Annotated in this window: 20 protein-coding genes and 1 tRNA gene; 11 read left to right on the plus strand and 10 right to left on the minus strand. The window is 72.4% G+C overall.

The genetic code is table 11. From position 1 onward, the window contains the following. The first annotated feature begins 39 nt into the window (after nt 1-39). Nucleotides 40-1857 (plus strand): glutamine--fructose-6-phosphate transaminase (isomerizing), encoded by a 1818-nt coding sequence (gene glmS / locus ACH4N1_RS03720; protein WP_398094255.1) that lies wholly within the window; start codon nt 40-42, stop codon nt 1855-1857. 290 nt (nt 1858-2147) lie between these two features. Here glmS and ACH4N1_RS03725 read toward each other — a convergent pair whose 3' ends face one another. Then, entirely contained in the window at nt 2148-2675 is a 528-nt protein-coding gene (locus tag ACH4N1_RS03725) for a universal stress protein (RefSeq protein ID WP_382791818.1), read from the minus strand. Between the two features lie 304 nt (nt 2676-2979). Here ACH4N1_RS03725 and ACH4N1_RS03730 point away from each other — a divergent pair, with 304 nt between their 5' ends. From ACH4N1_RS03730 to ACH4N1_RS03745, 4 genes are all read left to right on the plus strand, one after another. Beyond that, on the plus strand, nt 2980-3309 hold the full coding sequence (locus ACH4N1_RS03730) for a hypothetical protein (protein WP_398094257.1): 330 nt from the start codon (nt 2980-2982) through the stop codon (nt 3307-3309). A gap of 379 nt (nt 3310-3688) precedes the next feature. Beyond that, entirely contained in the window at nt 3689-4963 is a 1275-nt protein-coding gene (locus ACH4N1_RS03735) for a helix-turn-helix domain-containing protein (protein ID WP_398094259.1), read from the plus strand. Nucleotides 4964-5097: 134 nt separating this feature from the next. Further along, the gene (gene orn / locus ACH4N1_RS03740) at nt 5098-5700 is read left to right on the plus strand and encodes an oligoribonuclease (RefSeq protein WP_398094260.1); all 603 of its coding nucleotides are present in this window, start codon (nt 5098-5100) and stop codon (nt 5698-5700) included. A gap of 82 nt (nt 5701-5782) precedes the next feature. Further along, nucleotides 5783-5855 (plus strand) — tRNA-His (locus ACH4N1_RS03745). Between the two features lie 270 nt (nt 5856-6125). Here the strand turns inward: ACH4N1_RS03745 and ACH4N1_RS03750 are convergent. Further along, nucleotides 6126-7181 carry a LacI family DNA-binding transcriptional regulator gene (locus ACH4N1_RS03750; RefSeq protein WP_398094261.1) on the minus strand — a complete coding sequence of 352 codons (1056 nt, stop codon included), beginning with the start codon at nt 7179-7181 and terminating at the stop codon, nt 6126-6128. A 338-nt stretch (nt 7182-7519) separates the two neighbouring features. Between ACH4N1_RS03750 and ACH4N1_RS03755 the strand changes: the two genes are divergently transcribed. The 4 genes from ACH4N1_RS03755 to ACH4N1_RS03770 all read left to right on the plus strand — a co-directional run bounded on the left by ACH4N1_RS03755 (nt 7520) and on the right by ACH4N1_RS03770 (nt 12989). Beyond that, nucleotides 7520-8845 carry an ABC transporter substrate-binding protein gene (locus ACH4N1_RS03755; RefSeq protein ID WP_398094263.1) on the plus strand — a complete coding sequence of 442 codons (1326 nt, stop codon included), beginning with the start codon at nt 7520-7522 and terminating at the stop codon, nt 8843-8845. A gap of 5 nt (nt 8846-8850) precedes the next feature. Beyond that, the gene (locus tag ACH4N1_RS03760) at nt 8851-9858 is read left to right on the plus strand and encodes a carbohydrate ABC transporter permease (protein ID WP_398094398.1); all 1008 of its coding nucleotides are present in this window, start codon (nt 8851-8853) and stop codon (nt 9856-9858) included. Nucleotides 9859-9868: 10 nt separating this feature from the next. Further along, entirely contained in the window at nt 9869-10789 is a 921-nt protein-coding gene (locus ACH4N1_RS03765) for a carbohydrate ABC transporter permease (RefSeq protein ID WP_398094264.1), read from the plus strand. A 763-nt stretch (nt 10790-11552) separates the two neighbouring features. Beyond that, nucleotides 11553-12989, plus strand: a complete 1437-nt coding sequence (locus ACH4N1_RS03770) for a GH1 family beta-glucosidase (protein WP_398094266.1) — start codon at nt 11553-11555, stop codon at nt 12987-12989. Nucleotides 12990-13119: 130 nt separating this feature from the next. On the opposite strand, the gene ACH4N1_RS03775 is transcribed toward ACH4N1_RS03770, so the two are convergent. The 5 genes from ACH4N1_RS03775 to ACH4N1_RS03795 form a co-directional block, all read right to left on the minus strand. Continuing rightward, nucleotides 13120-13539: a PIN domain nuclease gene (locus tag ACH4N1_RS03775; RefSeq protein WP_398094267.1), complete on the minus strand. Its 420-nt coding sequence runs from the start codon at nt 13537-13539 to the stop codon at nt 13120-13122. Beyond that, a complete protein-coding gene (locus ACH4N1_RS03780; RefSeq protein WP_398094269.1) occupies nt 13536-13745 on the minus strand; it encodes a type II toxin-antitoxin system VapB family antitoxin in 210 nt (69 codons plus the stop codon). The genes ACH4N1_RS03775 and ACH4N1_RS03780 overlap by 4 nt, the downstream gene beginning before the upstream one ends. A gap of 70 nt (nt 13746-13815) precedes the next feature. Continuing rightward, entirely contained in the window at nt 13816-15294 is a 1479-nt protein-coding gene (locus ACH4N1_RS03785) for a cellulose binding domain-containing protein (RefSeq protein ID WP_398094271.1), read from the minus strand. Nucleotides 15295-15404: 110 nt separating this feature from the next. Next, nucleotides 15405-16805, minus strand: coding sequence for an ATP-binding protein (locus ACH4N1_RS03790; protein ID WP_398094273.1), 1401 nt, complete (start codon nt 16803-16805; stop codon nt 15405-15407). Continuing rightward, complete coding sequence (locus ACH4N1_RS03795; RefSeq protein WP_398094275.1) at nt 16802-17515, minus strand: response regulator transcription factor; 714 nt, start codon at nt 17513-17515, stop codon at nt 16802-16804. The genes ACH4N1_RS03790 and ACH4N1_RS03795 overlap by 4 nt, the downstream gene beginning before the upstream one ends. A gap of 153 nt (nt 17516-17668) precedes the next feature. Between ACH4N1_RS03795 and ACH4N1_RS03800 the strand changes: the two genes are divergently transcribed. Continuing rightward, nucleotides 17669-18208, plus strand: a complete 540-nt coding sequence (locus ACH4N1_RS03800) for a hypothetical protein (protein ID WP_398094276.1) — start codon at nt 17669-17671, stop codon at nt 18206-18208. A 13-nt stretch (nt 18209-18221) separates the two neighbouring features. Here ACH4N1_RS03800 and ACH4N1_RS03805 read toward each other — a convergent pair whose 3' ends face one another. Then, the gene (locus ACH4N1_RS03805; protein WP_398094278.1) at nt 18222-19091 is read right to left on the minus strand and encodes a spermidine synthase; all 870 of its coding nucleotides are present in this window, start codon (nt 19089-19091) and stop codon (nt 18222-18224) included. Nucleotides 19092-19193: 102 nt separating this feature from the next. Next, a complete protein-coding gene (locus tag ACH4N1_RS03810; protein ID WP_398094280.1) occupies nt 19194-19580 on the minus strand; it encodes a hypothetical protein in 387 nt (128 codons plus the stop codon). Between the two features lie 266 nt (nt 19581-19846). Here ACH4N1_RS03810 and ACH4N1_RS03815 point away from each other — a divergent pair, with 266 nt between their 5' ends. Continuing rightward, entirely contained in the window at nt 19847-21262 is a 1416-nt protein-coding gene (locus ACH4N1_RS03815) for a hypothetical protein (protein WP_398094400.1), read from the plus strand. Nucleotides 21263-21305: 43 nt separating this feature from the next. Here ACH4N1_RS03815 and ACH4N1_RS03820 read toward each other — a convergent pair whose 3' ends face one another. After that, the gene (locus ACH4N1_RS03820) at nt 21306-21902 is read right to left on the minus strand and encodes a histidine phosphatase family protein (protein ID WP_398094282.1); all 597 of its coding nucleotides are present in this window, start codon (nt 21900-21902) and stop codon (nt 21306-21308) included. Nucleotides 21903-21967: the final 65 nt, after the last annotated feature.

The raw sequence follows: 21967 nt of genomic DNA on the forward strand, positions 1-21967 counted from the left end.
CCCCGGACCAGCCGAGAACTACAGAGGGATTGCCTACACATGTGCGGAATCGTCGGATACATCGGGAAGCGTGACGTCGCGCCCCTGCTCCTGGAGGGCCTGCAGCGCCTGGAGTACCGCGGCTACGACTCGGCGGGCATCGTCGTCACCTCCCCGAAGACGGCCGGCCTGAAGATGGTCAAGGCCAAGGGGCGCGTCCGCGACCTGGAGGCCAAGGTCCCGGCCCGCTTCAAGGGCACCACCGGCATCGCCCACACCCGCTGGGCCACCCACGGCGCCCCCTCCGACGTGAACGCCCACCCGCACATGTCGGCCGACCTCAAGGTCGCCGTCGTCCACAACGGCATCGTCGACAACGCCTCCGACCTGCGCCGCAAGCTGGAGGCGGACGGCGTCGAGTTCCTCTCCGAGACCGACACCGAGGTCCTCGTCCACCTCATCGCCCGTTCCCAGGCCGAGAAGCTCGAGGACAAGGTCCGCGAGGCGCTGCGCGTGGTCGAGGGCACCTACGGCATCGCCGTCATGCACGCCGACTTCAACGACCGCATCGTCGTCGCCCGCAACGGCTCCCCGGTCGTCCTCGGCATCGGCGAGAAGGAGATGTTCGTCGCCTCGGACATCGCCGCCCTGGTCGCCCACACCCGTCAGATCGTCACCCTCGACGACGGCGAGATGGCCACCCTCAAGGCCGACGACTTCCGCACCTACACCACGGAGGGCACCCGCACCACGGCCGAGCCCACCACCGTGGAGTGGGAGGCCGCCTCCTACGACATGGGCGGCCACGACACCTACATGCACAAGGAGATCCACGAGCAGGCCGACGCCGTGGACCGCGTGCTGCGCGGCCGCATCGACGACCGCTTCTCCACCGTGCACCTGGGCGGCCTCAACCTGGACGCCCGCGAGGCGCGCCAGATCCGCCGCGTGAAGATCCTCGGCTGCGGCACCTCGTACCACGCGGGCATGATCGGCGCCCAGATGATCGAGGAGCTCGCCCGCATCCCCGCGGACGCCGAGCCCGCCTCCGAGTTCCGCTACCGCAACGCGGTCGTCGACCCCGACACCCTGTACATCGCCGTCTCCCAGTCCGGTGAGACCTACGACGTGCTGGCCGCCGTCCAGGAGCTGAAGCGCAAGGGCGCGCGGGTGCTCGGCGTGGTGAACGTGGTCGGCTCCGCCATCGCCCGCGAGGCCGACGGCGGCGTCTACGTGCACGCCGGCCCGGAGGTCTGCGTCGTCTCCACCAAGTGCTTCACCAACACCACCGTCGCCTTCGCGCTGCTCGCGCTGCACCTCGGCCGCACCCGCGACCTGTCGGTGCGCGACGGCAAGCGGATCATCGAGGGCCTGCGCCGGCTGCCCGCCCAGATCGCCGAGATCCTCGAGGGCGAGGAGGAGATCAAGAAGCTGGCGGAGGAGTTCGCCGAGGCCCGCTCGATGCTCTTCATCGGCCGCGTCCGGGGCTACCCGGTGGCCCGTGAGGCCTCCCTGAAGCTCAAGGAGGTCTCCTACATCCACGCCGAGGCCTACCCGGCGTCCGAGCTGAAGCACGGCCCGCTCGCCCTGATCGAGCCCGCCCTGCCGACGGTGGCGATCGTCCCCGACGACGACCTGCTGGAGAAGAACCGCGCCGCCCTGGAGGAGATCAAGGCCCGCAGCGGCCGGATCCTCGCGGTGGCCCACCAGGAGCAGGAGAAGGCCGACCAGACGATCATCGTCCCCAAGAACGAGGACGAGCTCGACCCCATCCTCATGGGCATCCCCCTCCAGCTCCTCGCCTACTACACGGCCAAGGCCCTCGGCCGTGACATCGACAAGCCGAGGAACCTGGCGAAGTCGGTGACGGTCGAGTAGGAGGACCAGTGAGAACGGACCCTCCGTGCCGCCACCGCGCACGGGGGGTCCACCCGTCCGCCGGGATATCAACTCCCCCGGCACCGGCTGCCGTTCGGCCCGTGGCCGTCACTCCGGGGCGGCCGGCCCGTCGCGAGACCGCCGCGGGCCGGCACGTGTCCGCGGTCGCGCGGTGCCCGGCGCATGCCCTTCACCGGGGCACGAACCACCTCTCGCGCGAGTGGTTTCCTTTTACGTCAAGGGAGTTGGGGAAACCCGGGACCTCGGGGACCTCAGAGACCTCGGGGACCTCAGGGAATGACGACGACGGGCCGCTTCGCCCGCTTGGCGAGCCGCCCCGCGACCGACCCGAAGATCCGTCCGACGAGGCCGTGCGTGGAGCCGACGACGATCGCGTCCGCCGCGTACTCCCGCCCCACCTCCTCGAGTTCGTGGCAGATGTCGCCGCCGCGCTCGACCAGGATCCAGGGCACCTCGGACAGGTACTCGGCGCAGGCCAGTTCCAGGCCGAGCACCTCGGTGCGGTGGTCCGGCACGTCCACGAAGACCGGCGGCTCGCAGCCCGCCCACACCGTGGTGGGCAGCCTGTTGGCCACATGGACGATGATCAGGCCCGCACGGGAGCGATGAGCCATGCCGACGGCGTACGCCAGGGCCCGCTCGCTGGACGTCGATCCGTCGAAGCCGACGACGACACCGTGCTGGAAAGCGGGATCACAGGAGGGGCGTGCCTCTTCCGCCGCCAGGGGTTCGGATGCCGTGTGATCGGCGACCGACCGCTTGCGGTCCGCTGGTTCGAAGAATTCGTGACCGGCCATGGCTGTCTCGGCGTATCGATCCTTTGACGGGTGGGACGAACGTGAGCGGCGGAGCGTGTCCGGGAATCATCTTCCCCACCCCATACCCCCAAGGGTACGGCGCCACGCCTCCATGGCCCAGTCCCGCCCACGGTCCGCGGGGGTTCCAGGGAGCATGCACGAGGGGCCGCCCGTAACGCAATGGTTGCTGCCCCGTACAGGCGGTTCGCACGGGATTCACCTGCCCGCCGGCCGTCCGGTGAGTGACCGACCGGTCGAACAGGCGTTGAACCACCTGAACCGCCCCCAGGGAGGAGTCCGCCCCATGCCCTCGTCCCGCCCCACCACCGAGACCCGCGACGGCGACGGCAGGACGACGGAGCTGATCCGCTGGGCGGCCTTCAGCTGCGTCCTCGTCCCGGTGGTCCTCCTCTGGTACGGCACCTCCCTGGCCGGCACCGCGGGCACCGCCGTCGGCCTGGCCGCCGTCACGGCCGTCTGCCGGCTGCTGCTGCGCCGCTCCGAGCGCTGCGCGGCCCGGCCCCCCGACGGGGAACACCCGCCGCGCGCGCCGCACCGGGCAGGCCGTCGGCACACCGGAACCGGGTCCCGCCGTGGCGGTCGTCACAGCGGCGGAAGCACACCGGTCGGCTGACCGGTTTTCACGCACGCGGCCGTATCTTTTCAGCCAACTTCCGGATACCGCGCATGCCGTGCCGCGACCACCCTCTCCACCCCGTCCGACCTGCGCGAAAGGGCGTTCCGGGGGCCCTGGAACCCTACGTGGATTGGCCACTGCGACGAGGCGCACTTCCCTGCACGGCCCACGAGTGCAACGCTTCGTGATCGAATGCTTCACGCCAAGTTGCCATGTCGACAATGTGCCGGGTGACTAACTGGCCACTCCGGCACCACGCGACACAGTAGATTTCGATCTTGATTGTCTACGGCGGGGGACTCGTGCAGGACCGAGGGGAAACGTGCAGGAGCGACACAACCGAGGAGCCGCGACCACCGAGGGGGGCTTAGCAGGGATGAGCCACGACTCCACTGCCGCGCCGGAAGCCGCGGCCCGGAAACTGTCCGGGCGACGTCGCAAGGAGATCGTCGCGGTGCTGCTGTTCAGCGGCGGCCCCATCTTCGAGAGTTCCATTCCGCTGTCGGTGTTCGGGATTGACCGCCAGGACGCCGGCGTACCTCGCTACCGCCTCCTGGTGTGCGCGGGCGAGGACGGCCCGCTGCGGACCACAGGGGGCCTGGAACTCACCGCGCCACATGGCCTGGAGGCGATATCGAGGGCGGGCACGGTCGTCGTACCGGCCTGGCGCTCGATCACCTCGCCGCCACCGGCCGACGCGCTCGACGCACTGCGCCGGGCGCACGAGGAGGGCGCCCGCATCGTGGGCCTGTGCACCGGCGCGTTCGTGCTGGCGGCGGCAGGCCTGCTGGACGGACGGCCGGCCACGACCCACTGGATGTACGCACCGACGCTGGCCAAGCGCTATCCGTCGGTGCACGTCGATCCGCGTGAGCTGTTCGTCGACGACGGCGACGTGCTGACGTCGGCGGGGACGGCGGCCGGAATCGACCTCTGTCTCCACATCGTGCGGACGGACCACGGCAACGAGGCGGCCGGCGCGCTGGCCCGCCGGCTCGTGGTCCCGCCGCGCCGGACGGGCGGTCAGGAGCGCTACCTCGACCGGTCTTTACCGGAGGAGATCGGCGCCGACCCGCTCGCCGAGGTCGTCGCCTGGGCGCTGGAACACCTCCACGAACAGTTCGACGTGGAGACGCTCGCCGCGCGCGCCTACATGAGCCGGCGGACGTTCGACCGCCGCTTCCGGTCGCTGACCGGCAGCGCGCCGCTGCAATGGCTGATCACCCAGCGGGTGCTCCAGGCGCAGCGGCTGCTGGAGACGTCGGACTACTCCGTCGACGAGGTCGCCGGACGGTGCGGTTTCCGCTCGCCGGTCGCCCTGCGCGGGCACTTCCGGCGGCAGCTCGGCTCCTCGCCGGCGGCCTACCGGGCGGCGTACCGGGCGCGGCGGCCGCAGAGCGAGCGGGTGCCCGCGGCGGAGAGCGAGGCGGCGTCCGCCGTCGCGGCGGGCGGCGCGGGCGGGCCCACCGCTCCGCACCCCGAGACCGCGGGGGTGCCGCCGCAGGTGCGGCGGACCGCGGGAGCGGGGGCGCTGGGCGCGGCCTCGGTCTCGGCCTCGGCCTCGGCGAGCACCCTGGCGGCGGAGCAGCACCCGCGGGACGCGTACGCGGGGTCCCGGGGCGGGTTGCCGGGGCAGCGCAGCGGGATGTGAGGAACGGGCGGTGGTGGGCGGGTCTCCTCGCCCCCGCCGCCCTTTCCCGTTCCCGCCTCCGGGGGCCGCGCCCCCGGGACGTCCGCCATGACGCGGGGCACCGGATCGGGGGATGTCACCCTTAGGGTGGACGCATGAACGATCGCATGGTGTGGATCGACTGCGAGATGACCGGCCTCTCGCTGTCGAACGACGCGCTCATCGAGGTTGCCGCCCTCGTCACCGACTCCGAGCTGAACATCCTCGGCGACGGTGTGGACATCGTCGTACGGCCGCCGGACGCGGCCCTGGAGACGATGCCGGAGGTGGTGCGCCAGATGCACACCGCGTCCGGGCTGCTCGACGAGCTGGCGGGCGGCACCACCCTGGCCGACGCCGAGGAGCGGGTCCTCGCCTACATCCGCGAGCACGTGAAGGAGCCCGGCAAGGCCCCGCTGTGCGGGAACTCCGTCGGCACCGACCGCGGCTTCCTGGTGCGGGACATGCCGACGCTGGAGAGCTACCTCCACTACCGGATCGTCGACGTGTCCTCCGTCAAGGAACTGGCCCGGCGCTGGTACCCGCGGGCGTACTTCAACAGCCCGGAGAAGAACGGCAACCACCGCGCCCTCGCCGACATCCGCGAGTCCATCGCGGAGCTGCGCTACTACCGCGAGGCCGTGTTCGTGCCGCAGCCCGGACCGGACTCCGACACCGCGAAGGCGATCGCCGCCAAGCACGTCCTGCCCGCCGGATGAAAGCCGTGCGCGAGCACCCCCTGGGACCCTGTACACTTTTTCTCGGCCGGTAGGGAGACCACAAAGTCGACTGCCGGACATGGTGGGTGTAGCTCAGTTGGTAGAGCACCTGGTTGTGGTCCAGGTGGCCGCGGGTTCAAGTCCCGTCACTCACCCTGATCCATCAGCCGGTGACCTTCTCCGAAGGTCACCGGCTGATGCGTTTTCCCCGGACTCTCCCCGGATTCCACCCGGGTTCCACCCGGGTTCACCCGGAGCCCCGCGCGCCCGCCACGAGCGGCTCGGCGCGGAGCCGCCCCGGTGACGGGGACGTCCGGACGGTCGTCGCGCACGTCCACCCGCACCACCCGCACCCTCCCGCCGCGCGCCGACGCCGACCGGGGCGGGAGCCGGGACGGCGGCGAGGTGCGGGGGGGCGGTGCCCCTCACGCCGACGCGCGCACCATCAGTTCCGTGGCCAGGACCACCTGGCGCCGTTCCAGACCCCGCGACACCGCCGGGCGGTCGTCCGCGATCTCCGTGAGCAGCAGGTCGAGCATGCGGCGCCCCATCTCCTCGATGGGCTGGCGCACGCTGGTCAGCGGCGGGTCCATGTGGCGGGCGATCGCCGAGTCGTCGTAGCCGATCAGGGCCACGTCGTCCGGGATGCGGCGGCCCGCCTCGCGCAGGGCCTGGCGGGCGCCGGCCGCCATCACGTCGGAGCCGGCGAACACCGCGTCGAGGGCGGGGTCGCGGTCCAGCAGCTCACGCATCGCCCGCTGGCCGCCCTCCTCGGTGAAGTCGCCCTGCACGACGAGGAGCTCGTCCACCCCGTGCCCCGCGTCGAGCAACGCGTCGCGGTAGCCGTCGACGCGCCGCTGGGCGCCGTACACGTCGAGACGGCCGGTGATGTGGCCGATGCGGCGGCAGCCGCGGGCCAGCAGGTGCTCGACGGCCGAACGGGCGCCGCCGTAGTTGTCGGAGTCCACGGACGGCAGCGTCTCGGCGGCGGAGCGCGGGCCGCTGATCACGGCGGGGATCTCCAGCTGGGCGATGAGGTCGGGCAGCGGGTCGTCGGCGTGGACGGAGACGAGGAGGACGCCGTCCACGCGGTGGGCGGCCAGGTACTGGGCGAGGCGCTGCCGCTCCCGGTCGCTGCCCGCGAAGATCAGCAGCAGCTGCATCTCCGTGTCGGCGAGTTCCGCGCCCACTCCGCGCAGGATGTCGGAGAAGTACGGTTCGGCGAAGAAGCGGGTCTCCGGCTCGGGCACCACGAGGGCGATCGCGTTCGTGCGGTTGGCGGCGAGGGCGCGGGCCGCGGTGTTGGGGACGTAGCCCAGCTCGGCGACCGCGGCCTCGACGGCGGCACGGGTGGCGTCGCTGACCCGGGGCGAGCCGTTGATCACGCGGGAGACCGTGCCGCGGCCCACACCGGCGCGCGCCGCCACCTCTTCGAGGGTCGGCCGGCCACCGCTCCGTCCCCGCGTACCGTGGCTTGCCATGGGCTCCGCCTTCCCGCTGTCATCATCCCACCGGCCTGGAATCTAACAGTCCCGGCCGTCCGGCCCACCGCCCCCGGGGGCAGCGGCTCCCGGCCGAAAAGCATCGCCCCGGCGCGTTAGCTAACAGCCGGATAACTGAACACGTCTCTCCGCGTTCCCGCCCTTGACACCCTCGCCCGGACCGACGACTCTTCAACACATCACCTGTGGGAGCGCTCCCACGGTACCTGACACATACACAACCCGCACGTTCCCCGCCCGAGCCGCAGCGAGAAACTAACGGGCCCAACAATGCAGTTGGCCGGGGGGTCGGCACGTCAGGGCAACAGGAGGACGTAATGCGAGCACGTACCCGAAGCTCCCGTCGGGTGGTAGTCCTGGCGACCGTCGCCACCATGGGCGCCGGGCTGCTGGCCGGCTGTGCCGACGACGGCGGCGACAAGGCCTCCGACGACTCGTCGGGCGGTGGCAAGGGCAAGACCACGATCACCCTGGGACTCTTCGGCACGATGGGCTTCAAGGAAGCCGGTCTCTACGCCGAGTACGAGAAGCTCAACCCGAACATCAAGATCGCCGAGAACGTGATCGAGCGCAACGAGAACTACTACCCCGCGCTCGTCAACCACCTCACCACCAACAGCGGTCTCCAGGACGTCCAGGCGATCGAGGTCGCCAACATCGCCGAGGTCACCGCGACCCAGAGCGCGAAGCTCCAGGACATGTCCAAGGTCTCGGGCGTGGACAAGAGCAAGTGGCTGGACTGGAAGTGGGCGCAGGCCACGACCAAGGAAGACAAGACCATCGCGCTCGGCACGGACGTCGGCCCGATGGCCCTCTGCTACCGCACGGACCTCTTCAAGCAGGCCGGTCTGCCGACCGACCCGGCGGAGGTCGGCAAGCTGTGGGCGGGCGACTGGAACAAGTTCGTCTCCGTCGGCGAGCAGTACAAGAAGAAGGCGCCGGCGGGCACCTTCTTCATGGACTCCCCCGGCGGCCTGCTCAACGCCGTCCTCAGCAGCCAGGAGGAGAAGTTCTACGACTCCTCCGGCGAGGTCATCTACAAGAAGAACAAGGCCGTCAAGGACGCCTTCAACCTGACCGCGAAGGCCGCCGAGCAGGGCCTGGTGCAGGCGCAGACGCAGTTCCAGCCCGCGTGGGACACCACGATCTCGAACAGCAAGTTCGCGACGATCGCCTGCCCGCCGTGGATGCTCGGCACCCTCAAGGGCAAGTCGAAGCCGGAGTCCCTCGGCAAGTGGGCCGTCGCGGTCGCTCCGAAGTCCGGCAACTGGGGCGGCTCCTTCCTGTCCGTGCCCTCCAACGGCAAGAACGTGAAGGAAGCCGAGAAGCTGGTCGCCTGGCTGACCGCGCCCGAGCAGCAGGCCAAGCTGTTCAAGGTGCAGGGCTCCTTCCCCAGCACGCCGAGCGCGTACACCATGCCCGAGGTGACCGGCGCCAAGAACGAGATGACCGGTGACCTCAACATCGGCACCATCTTCGCCGCGGCCGCGAAGGCCGCCCCGGTCCAGGTGATCGGTCCGAAGGACCAGATCATCCAGCAGGGTCTGACCGACAACGGCGTCATCCTGGTGACGAAGGGCAAGTCGCCGGAGGAGGCCTGGGAGACGGCGACGAAGACCATCGACAACAACCTGGACAAGTGACCCGTATGGCCACCCACGACACCGCCGCGCCCCCCGCCAAGGAGGGGGGCGCGGCCCCGGGCCGACCGCCCGCCGACCCGACCGGGGCGGAGCAGCGGCACCGCGCCCGGCTCTCCCGGCGCTGGCAGCGGGACATGCGCTGGAGCCCGTACGCCTTCGTCTCGCCGTTCTTCCTGCTGTTCCTGGCGTTCGGCCTGTTCCCGCTGGTCTACACCGGCTGGGCCTCGCTGCACCAGGTGGAGATGACGGCACCCACCGACATGGAGTGGGTGGGGCTGCGCAACTACACGCGGATCTTCGACGACGAGTTCTTCTGGAACGCGGCGAAGAACACGCTCACCATCGGGATCATCTCGACGGTGCCGCAGCTGCTGATGGCGATGGGGCTCGCCCACATCCTCAACTACAAGCTGCGCGGCTCGACGTTCTTCCGGGTCACGATGCTCGCCCCGTACGCGACGTCCATCGCGGCCGCCTCGCTCGTCTTCGTGCTGCTGTTCGGGCGCGACTACGGCATGATCAACTGGGTTCTGAACAACGTCGGGATCGACGCCGTCGACTGGCAGAGCGACAAGTGGCCCTCGCAGTTCGCGGTGTCCACGATCGTCATCTGGCGCTGGACCGGCTACAACGCGCTGATCTACCTGGCGGCGATGCAGGCGATCCCGCAGGACCTGTACGAGTCGGCGGCGCTGGACGGCGCGAGCCGCTGGAAGCAGTTCCTCCACGTGACCCTGCCGTCGCTGCGTCCGACGATCCTGTTCACGGTCGTCGTCTCGACGATCGGCGCCACCCAGGTGTTCGGCGAGCCGCTGCTGTTCGACGCCAACAAGGGGGCGTCGGGCGGTTCCGAGCACCAGTTCCAGACCCTGGGGCTGTACCTGTACGAGCAGGGCTGGGTCAACCAGCACCTGGGCCGTGCCTCCGCGATCGCCTGGACCATGTTCCTGATCCTGATCGTGGTCGGCATCGTCAACTACGTCATCTCGCGCCGGCTGCGCGCCAGTAGTTAGGAGTACGGCCGTGACGACGACGACTTCCACGACACCGCCCCCCTCTCCGCCGGACACGGCCGTGAAGAAGCCCGGCCTCGTGCGGCGGCCCAAGTCGGCGCGGGCCGGCGGGCAGATGCACGCGGGGCCGATCGCGTACGTGATCCTGGCCCTGTTCACCGTCGGCTCGCTGTTCCCGCTGGTGTGGACGGCGATCGCCGCCTCCCGCGACAACAACCGGCTGGCACAGACACCGCCGCCGTTCTGGTTCGGGTCGAACCTCTTCGACAACCTGGACATCGCCTGGAACGACGCCAACCTCGGCAAGGCGTTCGTCAACACGACGATCGTGGCGGGGACCTCGGCCGTGACGATCGTGTTCCTGTCCACGATCGCCGGGTTCGCCTTCGCCAAGCTGAAGTTCAAGGGCCGCGGCGCGATGATGCTGATCGTGGTCGGCACGATGATGGTGCCGCCGCAGCTCAGCGTGATCCCGCTGTACATGATGGTCGCCAAGCTGGAGTGGACCGACCAGCTCCAGGCGGTGATCCTGCCGTCGCTGGTCAGCGCGTTCGGTGTGTTCTTCATGCGGCAGTACCTGCTCCAGGCGCTGCCCGACGAGATCATCGAGGCGGCCCGGGTGGACGGCGCGAGCAGCTGGCGCGTGGTGTGGCACGTGGTGTTCCCCGCGGCGCGCCCCGCGATGGCGGTGCTCGGCATGCTGATGTTCGTCCAGACCTGGAACGACTTCCTGTGGCCGTTCCTGGTGCTGAGCCAGACCGGCAACCCGACCGTGCAGGTCGCGGTCGCGGGCCTCGGCCGCGGGTACACGCCCGACCAGTCCCTGATCATGGCGGGCGCGCTGCTGGGCACGCTGCCGCTGCTGCTGGTCTTCGCGATCTTCGGCAAGCAGATCGTGGGCGGCATCATGCAGGGCGCGGTGAAGGGCTGATGCGGGGGCGCTCCGCGGCGCGGCCGGGGCCGGGAACCTTACCGGTCCGGCAGCCGCGCGGGACCGACAGCGCCGTCGGTCGCCGCGACCGCGCGGTGCCGACCACCGTGCCGGCCCGGCGTCCACGCGGAGCCGGGGCCGCCGCGGATCCGGCTCGCGCGCGGGTCCGGCACCGCCGCGGGACCACCGCCCTCGCAGGCCGGACGCCCGCGCCGGCCCGGCACCGTGCCGCAGCGGCGTCCGCACGGCACCGGCACCCCGCCGGTCCGGCGTCCGCACGGGCCTGACACCCTGGCGATCACGATGTCCGCACGGGCCGGGACCTCCCGCGGTCCCGCGTCCGCACGGTGCCGGCACCCTCGCGGGTCCCGGGTCCGCGCGGGAGGGACACCCCCGCGGTTCCGGAATCCGCACGGGACCGTCACCACCGGTCCGGCACCACCGGTCCGGCACCACCGGTCCGGCACCCGCGCGGACCGGTACCCCCCGCGGTCCGGTGCCGGCGCGGGACGGACACCCCGCCGACCCGGCATCCGTGCAGGGCCGGCACCCCGTCGGCAGGCGTCCGCGCAGGGCCGACATCCCGCAGGGCGACGACCGTGCGGGCCGACACCCAGCCGGTCCGACGTCCGTGCGGGGCCGACGGCCCCGCCGGTGCCGCGTCCGACGGAGCCGGGTCACCGCCGCCCCGGCCCTCCGCACCTCTTCCCCCCATCCTTCGTCGGTCTCGACGACCTCGACGACCACTCATGGGAGCGCTTCCATGCCTGAGTCCGCACAGTCGGCCAACCCGGTGACCTTTCCTCCGGCCTTCCTCTGGGGCGCCGCGACGTCCGCCTACCAGATCGAGGGGGCGGTGCGGGAGGACGGCCGCACGCCCTCCATCTGGGACACCTTCAGCCATACACCCGGCAAGACCGCCGGTGGCGACACCGGTGACATCGCTGTCGACCACTACCACCGCTACCGCGACGACGTCGCGCTGATGGCCGAGCTGGGCCTGACCTCGTACCGCTTCTCCATCTCGTGGTCGCGGGTCCAGCCGACCGGCCGCGGCCCGGCGGTCCAGGTGGGCCTGGACTTCTACCGCCGGCTGGTGGACGAGCTGCTGGCGAAGGGCATCAAGCCGGCCGTCACGCTCTACCACTGGGACCTCCCGCAGGAGCTGGAGGACGCGGGCGGCTGGCCGGCGCGGGACACCGCGTACCGGTTCGCCGAGTACGCGCAGATCGTCGGGGAGGCGCTCGGCGACCGGGTGGAGCAGTGGATCACGCTCAACGAGCCGTGGTGCAGCGCCTTCCTCGGGTACGCCGCCGGGGTGCACGCACCCGGCCGCACCGACCCGGCGGCGTCGCTGAAGGCCGCGCACCACCTCAACCTGGCCCACGGTCTGGGCACCAAGGCCCTGCGGTCGGTGATGCCGACCCGCAACTCGGTGGCGATCAGCCTCAACTCCTCGGTCGTCAGGCCGCTCTCGCAGACCCCCGACGACCTGGCGGCGGTCCGCCGGATCGACGACCTGGCGAACGGCGTCTTCCACGGCCCGATCCTGCGCGGCGCCTACCCCGAGACGCTCCTCGCCGCGACCTCGTCGCTCACCGACTGGTCGTACGTCCTCGACGGCGATCTGCGCACCATCAACCAGCCGTTGGACGCGCTGGGCCTGAACTACTACACGCCCACCCTCGTCTCCGCGGCGGACGCCGACCCGACCGCGCCGCGGGCGGACGGCCACGGCGCCGGCGAGCACTCCCCCTGGCCGGCCGCGGACGACGTCGCCTTCCACCAGACGCCGGGCGAGCGCACCGAGATGGGCTGGACGATCGACCCGACGGGTCTGCACGAGCTGATCATGCGGTACACGAAGGAGGCCCCGGGCCTGCCGCTGTACATCACGGAGAACGGCGCGGCCTACGACGACAAGCCCGACTCCGACGGCCGCGTCCACGACCCGGAGCGGATCGCCTACCTGCACGGCCACCTGCGGGCCGTGCGCCGCGCCATCGCCGAGGGCGCGGACGTGCGCGGCTACTACCTGTGGTCGCTGATGGACAACTTCGAGTGGGCGTACGGCTACGAGAAGCGGTTCGGCGCGGTGTACGTGGACTACGCGACCCTCGCCCGGACCCCGAAGTCGAGCGCCCTCTGGTACGGCCAGGCGGCCCGCACGGGAAGCCTTCCGGCGCTCGAGACGGCCTGACCGAAGACCCCCGGGGTGGGGATCCCGGGAGAACGGGGGAACGGGGAAACAGGGGAAGGGGCGCGGCACGCCGTGGGGGCGTGCCGCGCCCCGCTGCCTTTGCGCGCGGGGTGACCGGCGGCGGCCCCGGTCAGAGGCTGCCGGGTGCCGCGAGCCACTGGGTCGACCGGCCCGTGACCGAGGCGATCGTCTCGAAGTCGTTGTCGTGGTGCAGCACGGTCAGCCCCTGGAGTTCGGCCGTCGCGGCGACGAGCAGGTCCACGGCGCCCGCCGAGCGGTGCCGCCCCTTCTCGGCGAGTTCGCGTTGCACGTCCCACGCGCGGGTCATGGCCCGGTCGTCCACAGGGATCCGGCTGAACAGGGCGTCCAGGTCCTCGACCAGCCCGGCCCGGTCCTCGGCGTTCTTGGCGCTGCAGAGGAACTCGATCTCGGTCAGCGGGCAGCGTGCGATCAGCCCCTCCTCCAGAGGCTTCTCCCAGAGGGCGCGAGCAGGCTGCTTCAGGACGCGGACCAGTGCGCCGGTATCGATGAGGTGGGCGGCCGCGCTCATCGACGGTGGTTCTCCTTGTCCAGCAGCATGTCGAAGTCACCCGCGTCCGCCCGCGCCGCGAGCCGGGCCAGGGCGAGCGCGCGCTTCTTGCGTTCGACTCCTTCCCTGAGCGCGGCGTCGACCGTGTCCTTCTTGGTCTTCGTGCCGAACGCCATGGCTGCCGCGGCCAGCAGGTCCTCGTCGATGTCGATCAGCGTCTTGGGCATGGACGACCTCCTGGATATCTAAGCCTTCGCTCAATACATCCATCCTGGCGGGGAAGCACCCGATTCCTGCTCAGCGGCCGGCGGCGAACGCCTTCGTGAAGGCGTTCGGGGTCTGGGTGACCGAGCTGCACGTCGGGTCCGCGGTGTTCTTCGGGGACGGGCACTGCCGGTCGCGGGTCGCGGACCACATGGAGAGCCAGCCCAGGCCCCTGGCCTCGGCGAAGGCGGCGAGCTGGGTGGCGTCCCCGAGGGTGAAGACCTCGGAGGCGACGTCGTTCACGCCGATCATCGGGGTGACGGCGACCGTCTTCCAGGCGGCGGTGTCGGTCAGCCCCAGCACGCTCTTGACCTGGGCCTGGGTGGCGGTGGCCGCCTGCTCGGCGTAGGTGCCCATGTCGCCGCTGTACGCGGGGCCGTAGTCCATCGCCATGATGTTGACGGTGGTGATCTCCACGCCGTTGGCCTTGGCGTCGGCCAGCAGGTTCACGCCGTCCTGGGTGAGGCCCTCGGGCATGACGGGGAGGGTGAAGGAGACGTCCAGGCCGGGGTGCCGGCGCTGGAGCTCGGCGACGGCCCGGGCACGGCGGGTGTTGGCGGCCGTGTCCGGCAGCGCGCCGCCCTCGACGTCGAAGTCGACCTTGGTCAGCCGGTAGGCGTCCACGACCTTGCCGTAGGCGGCGGCCAGCGCGTCCGCCGAGGCGCAGGTGGTGCCGAGTTCGGTGCCGGACGCGCCGCCGAAGGAGACCCGGACGTCACCGCCCCGGGCGCGCAGGGCGCCGATCTGGGAGGCCACGCCGTCGCTCGCCAGGTCGGTGACGCCGCCCCACTTGGGCGTGCAGCCGCCGCCGTCGGTGACGAAGGCGAGGTTGTAGTCCTTGACGCCGGTGGCCGTGGCGGCGGCGAGGAGGTCGAAGGCGGGGTGGAGGGAGGTGTCGACGTAGGGGGCGAAGGCGGCGGAACCGGGGGTCCCGGAGCCGGGGGTCCCGGACGGCGAGGGGGAGGCGGTGGCCGTCTGTCCGGGGGTGGCGGTGACGGTCGGGGAGGCGGTGGGGGCCGTAGTGGTGGGGGCCGGGGAGGCCGTCGGGGTCCCGGTCGGGCGGCCGCTCGGCTCGGGGGTCGCGCCGCCGTCCGCCGAGCAGGTGGCTCCGTCGATGAGGCAACCGGCGGGGTCGGCGGTGCCGTTGACGACGAAACCGACGGTGACGGACTCGCCGGCGGCCAGGCCGTCCTCGTCCCACGCGGCCGGCTTCACCGTGACGTGCCGTCCGGTCACGCTCGACTCGGCGTTCCACAGCGAGCCGATCCGCGCCCCGGCCGGCAGGTCGAACTCCAGCGTCCAGTCGGTCTTCGCGCCGCCGCTGTTGTTGGTGACGACGTACTGCCCGGTGTACCCCGTCGACCAGTCGCTGGTCCTCGTGTACGCGGCTCCGATCCCGGCCGCCTGGGCGGTGCCGGTGAGGAACACGGCGCCACCGCCCACGGCGGCCGCGGCGACCACGCCCCCGATCAGCTTGTTCCTGGTTCTGACGGTGCGCCGGTGCGTGCTCATCGCGTGCCCTGCCTTCACTGCTCACGGGGGTGGGGTGCGGCAGCACGCTAGCGCTCCCGAATCGGGCAAAAAGCCTGATCGGGGTAGGGGTCAGGGATCTTAGGGCGCGCTTAAGGAAGGGATCGGGAGCGGTTAAAGGTGACGGTCCGTCCGCCCTGCCGGCGCCGTCGCACCGTGCCCCGGTGCCCTCTGCGCTCCGGCTCCCGCCCGTCGAGCTGGATCCAGATCCGCACCTCGGTGCCGCCCAGCACGGACGAGCCGATGCGCACGTCCCCGCCGGTCGACTCCGCGAGCCGGCGCACGATGTCCAGCCCGAGCCCGGTCGACCCGGCGTTGCCGGAACCCCGGCCGCGGGCCATCGCCGCCTCGGGATCGGGTATGCCGGGGCCCGCGTCCGAGACGAGGACGATCACCGCGTCCTCGCCGTCGTGCAGGTCGACCGCGAAGGCCGTGCCCTCGGGGGTGTGCCGGAAGACGTTGCCGAGCAGGGCGTCGAGGGCGGCGACGAGGTCGACGCGGGCCACCGGTGCGCGCACCGGCCGGTCGGCGCCGGCCACCCGCACCTTGCGGCCCTCGTCCTCCGCGAGCGCCGACCAGAACGCCATCCGCTCCCGGACCACCTCGGCGGCGTCGCATCCGGCGCCCGGTCCGGCGGCCGCGGTCTGCGGCTTGGCCTCGCGGGCGGTACGGATGATGGTGTCGACCTCCCGCTCCAGCTGGGCGACCGCGGCGCGGGTCTGCTCGGCGGCCGGGGAGTCGCCGAGGGAGGCCGCGTTGAGCCGCAGCACGGTCAGCGGGGTGCGCAACCGGTGGGAGAGGTCGGCGGCCAGCTCCCGCTCGTTGGCCAGGAGTTGGACGACCTGGTCGGCCATGGAGTTGAACGCGGCCGCCGCGAGCCGCAGTTCGTCCGGCCCCTCCTCCGGCACGCGTGTGCCCAGTCCGCCCTCCCCCAGTTCGTGCGCGCCCTCGGCCAGCCGCCGGGCGGGCCGCACCATGCGCACGCCCAGCCGGTCGGCGACGGCCACCGAGCCGACGACCAGTGCGGCGCCGACCGCGGCCAGCACCGCCCAGGCGGTGGCGACCCCGTTGCTGACCTCGGACTCGGGGACGTAGACCTCGACGACGACCGTGCCGAAGCTCAGCGCGACGGGCTGGAGGAGCGCGGAGCCACCGGGCACCTCGGCGGTGGAGGTGCGGCCCAGCTCGCGGACGGCCGCGATGTCGGCGGCGGTGGCGCGCCGCCGGCCGAGGTCGAGGGCCTGCCGGCCGTCACCGGCGGGGATGTGCACGGCCATGCCGTCGTCGGAGCCCGCGGCGGCGACGACCCGCTCCAACTGGTCGCGGTCGGTGGTGATGGACAGCGCGGGGACCACGACGGCGGCCTCCCGCTCGGCGTTGGAGAAGGCGCGGTCGCGGGCCAACTCCTCGACGACCAGACCGAGCGGCACGGCGAAGGCGACCACGACCATCGTGGTGACCGCCAGACAGACCTTGACGAGGGCCCACCTCATCGCGGCTCCCCGGCGGGTGGCACGGCGGGCGGCTCCAGCTTCACGCCGACGCCCCGCAGGGTGTGCAGATAGCGCGGGCGGGCCGCCGTCTCGCCCAGCTTGCGGCGCAGCCAGGACAGATGGACGTCGATGGTCTGGTCGTCGCCGTAGGACTGCTGCCAGACCTCGGCGAGCAGTTCGCGGCGCGGGACGACGACGCCGGGGCGGCCGGCGAGGAAGGCGAGCAGGTCGAACTCGCGGCGGGTCAGGTCGAGGCGGACGCCGTCCAGTTCGGCCTGGCGGCGCAGCGGGTCGACGGTCAGCCCGCCGACGCGCAGCACGCTGGACGGCGGTGCCTCACCGGCGCCGGAGCGGGAGCGGCGCAGGACGGCCGCCATGCGCGCGGAGAGGTGCTCCACCGAGAACGGCTTCGTCAGGTAGTCGTCCGCGCCCGCGTTGAGGAGCCGGACGATCTCCGTCTCGTCGTCGCGGGCGGTGGCGATGATGACGGGTACGTCCGTGATGCCGCGCAGCATCTTCAGGGCCTCGGAGCCGTCCAGGTCCGGCAGTCCGAGGTCCAGCACGACCACGTCGAAGCGGAAATGGGCGACCTCGCGCAGCGCCTCCAGTGCCGTGCCGACACTGCGCACGGTGTGTGCGGCGTCGGTGAGGTGCCGGATGAGCGCCGAGCGGACGAACTGGTCGTCCTCGACCACGAGCACACTTGCCATGCGCCGCAACCTACGCCATGCGGCCGGGGCCCCTCCGGGCCTGTGCACAACTCCGCGCCTGTGGACAACCGGTGGGGACGCGGGGACCTGCGGGGGCGTGCGGTGGGGCATCCGTGCGACACGGCTGTGACGGGTGGGGCAGGATGGCCCGCGATGCGCAGAGGACTCGTACACGTACTGGCCTGGACGCTCGCCACGGGCGCGGCGGTCACGCTGTCGTGGTGGGGTGTCCACACGGTCCTGGCGGGCACGGCGTACGACCCGCCGCGCGCCCTGCCGCTGACGGCGGGCGACGTGCCCACCGGGGCTCCGAGGCCGCCGACGGCCCCGGCCACCGACCGCGCCGCGCCGACGCCGTCCCCGCCGCCCCCTCCGTCCACGAAGCCGGCCGCCACGCCCTCCCCGTCCCGGAACCCCGGGAGTCCGGCGGCCCCGTCCCGCTCCCGGCCGGCGGCCTCGCCCAGCCCGTCCGGCCAGGTCAAGAGCTACGACACCGACGGCGGGCTGGTGGTCTTCGACCTGGGGAGGACCTCGGCCTCGCTCGTCTCGGCCACGCCGGGCGCGGGCTGGTCGATGCAGGTGTGGAAGACGGAGTCCTGGATCCGGGTGGAGTTCGCCTCGGGCGCGGACCGCGTGTCGGTCTTCTGCACCTGGCACGACGGGCCGCCGCGCGTGGAGATCGGCACCTACTGAGCGGGCGAGGGGCTCAGCGGAAGACGGACGGCGGCGGGGCCGGTGACGCCACCGCCGAGGCGTCGACGACCGGTACGGCCCCGCCGGTGAAGTCGGTGAGGTCCCTGCCGTGCTCGACGCGGCCGGGGTGCGGATCGGAGGCGGCCCTGCGGGTCAGTTCGGCGGTCGGCAGCGGCAGGTCGGACGCGACGAGGACGGCGTTGCCGAACCGCTTGCCGCGCAGCACGGTGGGGTCGGCGACCAGGGCGAGTTCGGGGAAGCGGGCGGCGGCGGTGGCGATCTGGGCGCGCAGGTGCGCGAGCGGCGGGCCGTCGGCCAGGTTGGCGGCGTAGAGACCACCGGGCTTCAGGGCCCTGCGGACCTCGTCGAGGAACTCGGTCGAGGTCAGGTGCGCGGGGGTGCGGGCGCCGCTGAACACATCGGCGATGACGAGGTCGGCCCACCCGTCCGGCACCTTGCCGAGCCCGTCACGCGCGTCGGCGGACCGCACCCGGATCCGGGCGCCGGGGTCCAGGGGCAGCTCCCGGCGGACCAGCCGGACGAGGGCCGCGTCCCGTTCGACGACCTGCTGGGTGGAGCGGGGGCGGGTGGCGGCGACGTACCGGGCGAGGGTGAAGGCACCGCCGCCGAGGTGGAGGACGTGCAGCGGTCTGCCGGGCGGGGCGGCGAGGTCGATGACGTGACCGAGCCGCCGCTGGTACTCGAAGGAGAGGTACCCGGGGTCGTCGAGGTCCACGTGCGACTGGGGCGCCCCGTCGATGAGCAGCGTCCAGGCCCGCGCCCGGTCGCGGTCCGGGCGCAGCTGGGCGAGCCCGCCGTCGACGGTCTCGCTGACGGTCGCGTCGCTGTCGCGTTCGCGCCGGGAGTTCCTGGACCTTGCCATGCGGGCATTTTCGCAGGGGCCGGGCGTGCCGTGCTCCCCCGGTCGTCCACCGCCGGGTGGGACGCGCCGCTCACCGGCGGCCGCCCCGGGGAACCGGACCGGCTACCGGCAGCTGTCCGCCGCCTCGATGAGCCGCGCCGCTTCCCCCAACGCCCGCTGGAGCACGGCCGGGTCGGTCGCGAGGTCGGCCTCGCCGGGCGGGATCAGCCAGTCGGAGCCCTCGACGGGGGGCTCGGGGGCGAGTCTCAGTCCCCGTCCGTCGGTCTCCGTACAGGTGCTGCCCGGAACGTCCCAGGCGGCGGCGGTGCCCGGCGGCACCAGGAAGGCGAGGGTGCCGTGTCCGTCGTAGTGGAGCACCGGCCCCATCGCGTCGCAGGCTCCCCGGCGCAGGATGTCGGCCGCCTCCAGCCCCTGCCGGGTCGGCACCGTCACGAGATCGCATGCCGTCCCCGGCGACACGAGAGGATCGTTCCTTCGACTGGTCCCCACTCCCGGCCTCCCTCAGTGGTCACTGTGCGCGTCCATCGGGTCCAACGCGGCGGGCCGTCAACGGCTACGCGGAAATGCGCCGCAAAGGATGGCAGTTCATGGCAGATCGCGGATGAGATATCCGGTTTTGTGGCCAAACAGTGTGTGGCGGTCCGATCACAGAAGGTACGTTCATGCCCGCCGGAAACAGGGTGATCACGCCGACGGATCGGTCGACCCGCCACGCTTCCGGCATGGTTCGACGGTTCGCACGAGAGGACCCGGCCATGGCGTCGTCACCGGTGACCCCACCTCGGCCCGACCGGCCGGCACGGCCCAATCTCACCTTCCGGCGGCTGCGCGGACAGCGCTCGCCGGCCGAGTTCGCCGCGTTGGTGCGGCGGGCCGCGCGCGAGATCGGGGAGCGGGTGAGCTGCGACGCGCGCTATGTCGGCCGCGTCGAGGCGGGCGAGATCCGCTGCCCCAACTACGCGTACGAGCGGGTGTTCCTGCACATGTTTCCCGGCCGCACACTCACCGATCTGGGGTTCGCGCCCCGTTCGTCCGTCCGCGGGCGGGGGGCGCACCTCCCCGAGGACGCGCCGGGCACCGGTGAGACGCACGGGGCACACGAGCCGTATGACACGCAGGACCCGTACGACACGCACCACAACGACGAGGAGAGCGACGTGCTGCGTCGCGCATTCATGACCGGCGGGGGCGCCACGGTGGCCGCCGTCTCGATGGGCCCTCTGGGACTCCCCCTGGACGCGGCGGCGGCCGAACGCCCCGTGCGGCGCCCCGGGACGAGCGAGGCGGCCGCCCTGGAAGAAGCGGTGCGCAGGATCCGGCTGCTGGACGACCGGCACGGCGCCGACGGGCTCTACCGGCGCGCGGCGGCACCGCTGCGCACCGCCTACGCCCTGCTGGACGCCGGAGCGGTACGGCAGGCGACCGCGGACCGGCTCCACTCGGGCGCGGGCGAACTGGCCATCTCCGTGGGCTGGCTGGCGCACGACTCGGGCCGGTTCGACGACGCCCGCTCGCACTACGCGGAGGCCCTCGCGACCGCCCGGACGACCGGCGACGAGGCCCTGGAGGCGCACGCCTTCTGCAACACGGCGTTCCTCGCGCGCGACGCGGGCCGCCCGCGCGAGGCGGTCCGGGCGGCGCAGGCCGCACAGCGCGTCGCCCGCCCGCTGGGCTCCGCCCGGCTGATGTCGCTGCTCGCGCTGCGCGAGGCGGGGGGCTGGGCCGGACTCGCCGACCGCACCGGCTGCGAGCAGGCACTCGCGCGTGCCCACGCCCTGTACGCGCGCGGCCTCTCGGACGCCGACCCCGAGTGGATGAGCTTCTACGGCGAGGCCGAACTGGAGGGTCTGGAGGCGCAGTGCTGGTCGACGCTCGGGGCGTGGCCGCGGGCGGCCCGGCACGCGCGGCGGGCGGCACAGCTCCAGGACCCCCACTTCACGCGGAACATCGCGCTGTACACCGCCGAGCTGGCGGACGACCTCGCGCGCGGGGGACGGCCCGACGAGGCGGCCACGGCCGGGATGCGGGTGCTGGACCTGCTGGACGAGGTGCAGTCGTCGCGGATCCGGACGATGCTCGCGGGGACGGCGCGGGTGCTGCTGCCCCACCGGCGGGTCCCGGACGTCTCGGAGTTCCTGGAGCGGCACGCCACGGCCCCGCGCAAGGCGTGACCGCCACGGGCGCCCGTGGCACCGACGTCCCGGGACAGCACACCTAGCCCGCCAGGTGCCCCAGGTCGTTCCAGCTCTCGATCGCCGGTTCGCCGTAGGCCCAGCCGAGTATGGACAGTGACGTCGGGTTGAGGCGTATGCGGGCCGCGAAGTCCAGCGGGAGGCCCAGCCACCGGGCGCCGATCGAACGCAGGATGTGTCCGTGGGCGAAGACCAGCACGTCCCGGTCGGCGGACCGCGCCCATGCGACGACCTCGTCCGCGCGCGCGGTGACCTCCGCCAGGGTCTCGCCCTCCGGCACGCCGTCGCGCCAGATGAGCCAGCCCGGGCGGACCGCCTGGATCTCGGCGGGGGTCATGCCCTCGTAGGCGCCGTAGTGGAACTCCATGAGCGTGTCCCACGTCGTGGCCCGCTCGCCGAAGCCGGCGAGTTCGCACGTCTCACGCGCGCGCGTCAACGGGCTGGTGCGGACCTCGACGGCGCCGAGGCCGTCGAACGGCGCCCGGTGCAGCCGCTCCCCGAGCAGCTTGGCGCCGCGCCGGCCCTCCTCCAGCAGGGGCACGTCGGTCCTGCCGGTGTGCTTGCCGGACAGCGACCACTCGGTCTGTCCGTGCCGGGCCAGCAGGATGCGCGGTGCCATGGAGAACCCTTCCGGGGAAATCAGGGGCGGGACCCTTCCATCATCGCGCACCCTGAACAGGGGCA

The organism is Streptomyces sp. NPDC017202 (assembly GCF_044331705.1).
Taxonomy (GTDB): domain Bacteria; phylum Actinomycetota; class Actinomycetes; order Streptomycetales; family Streptomycetaceae; genus Streptomyces.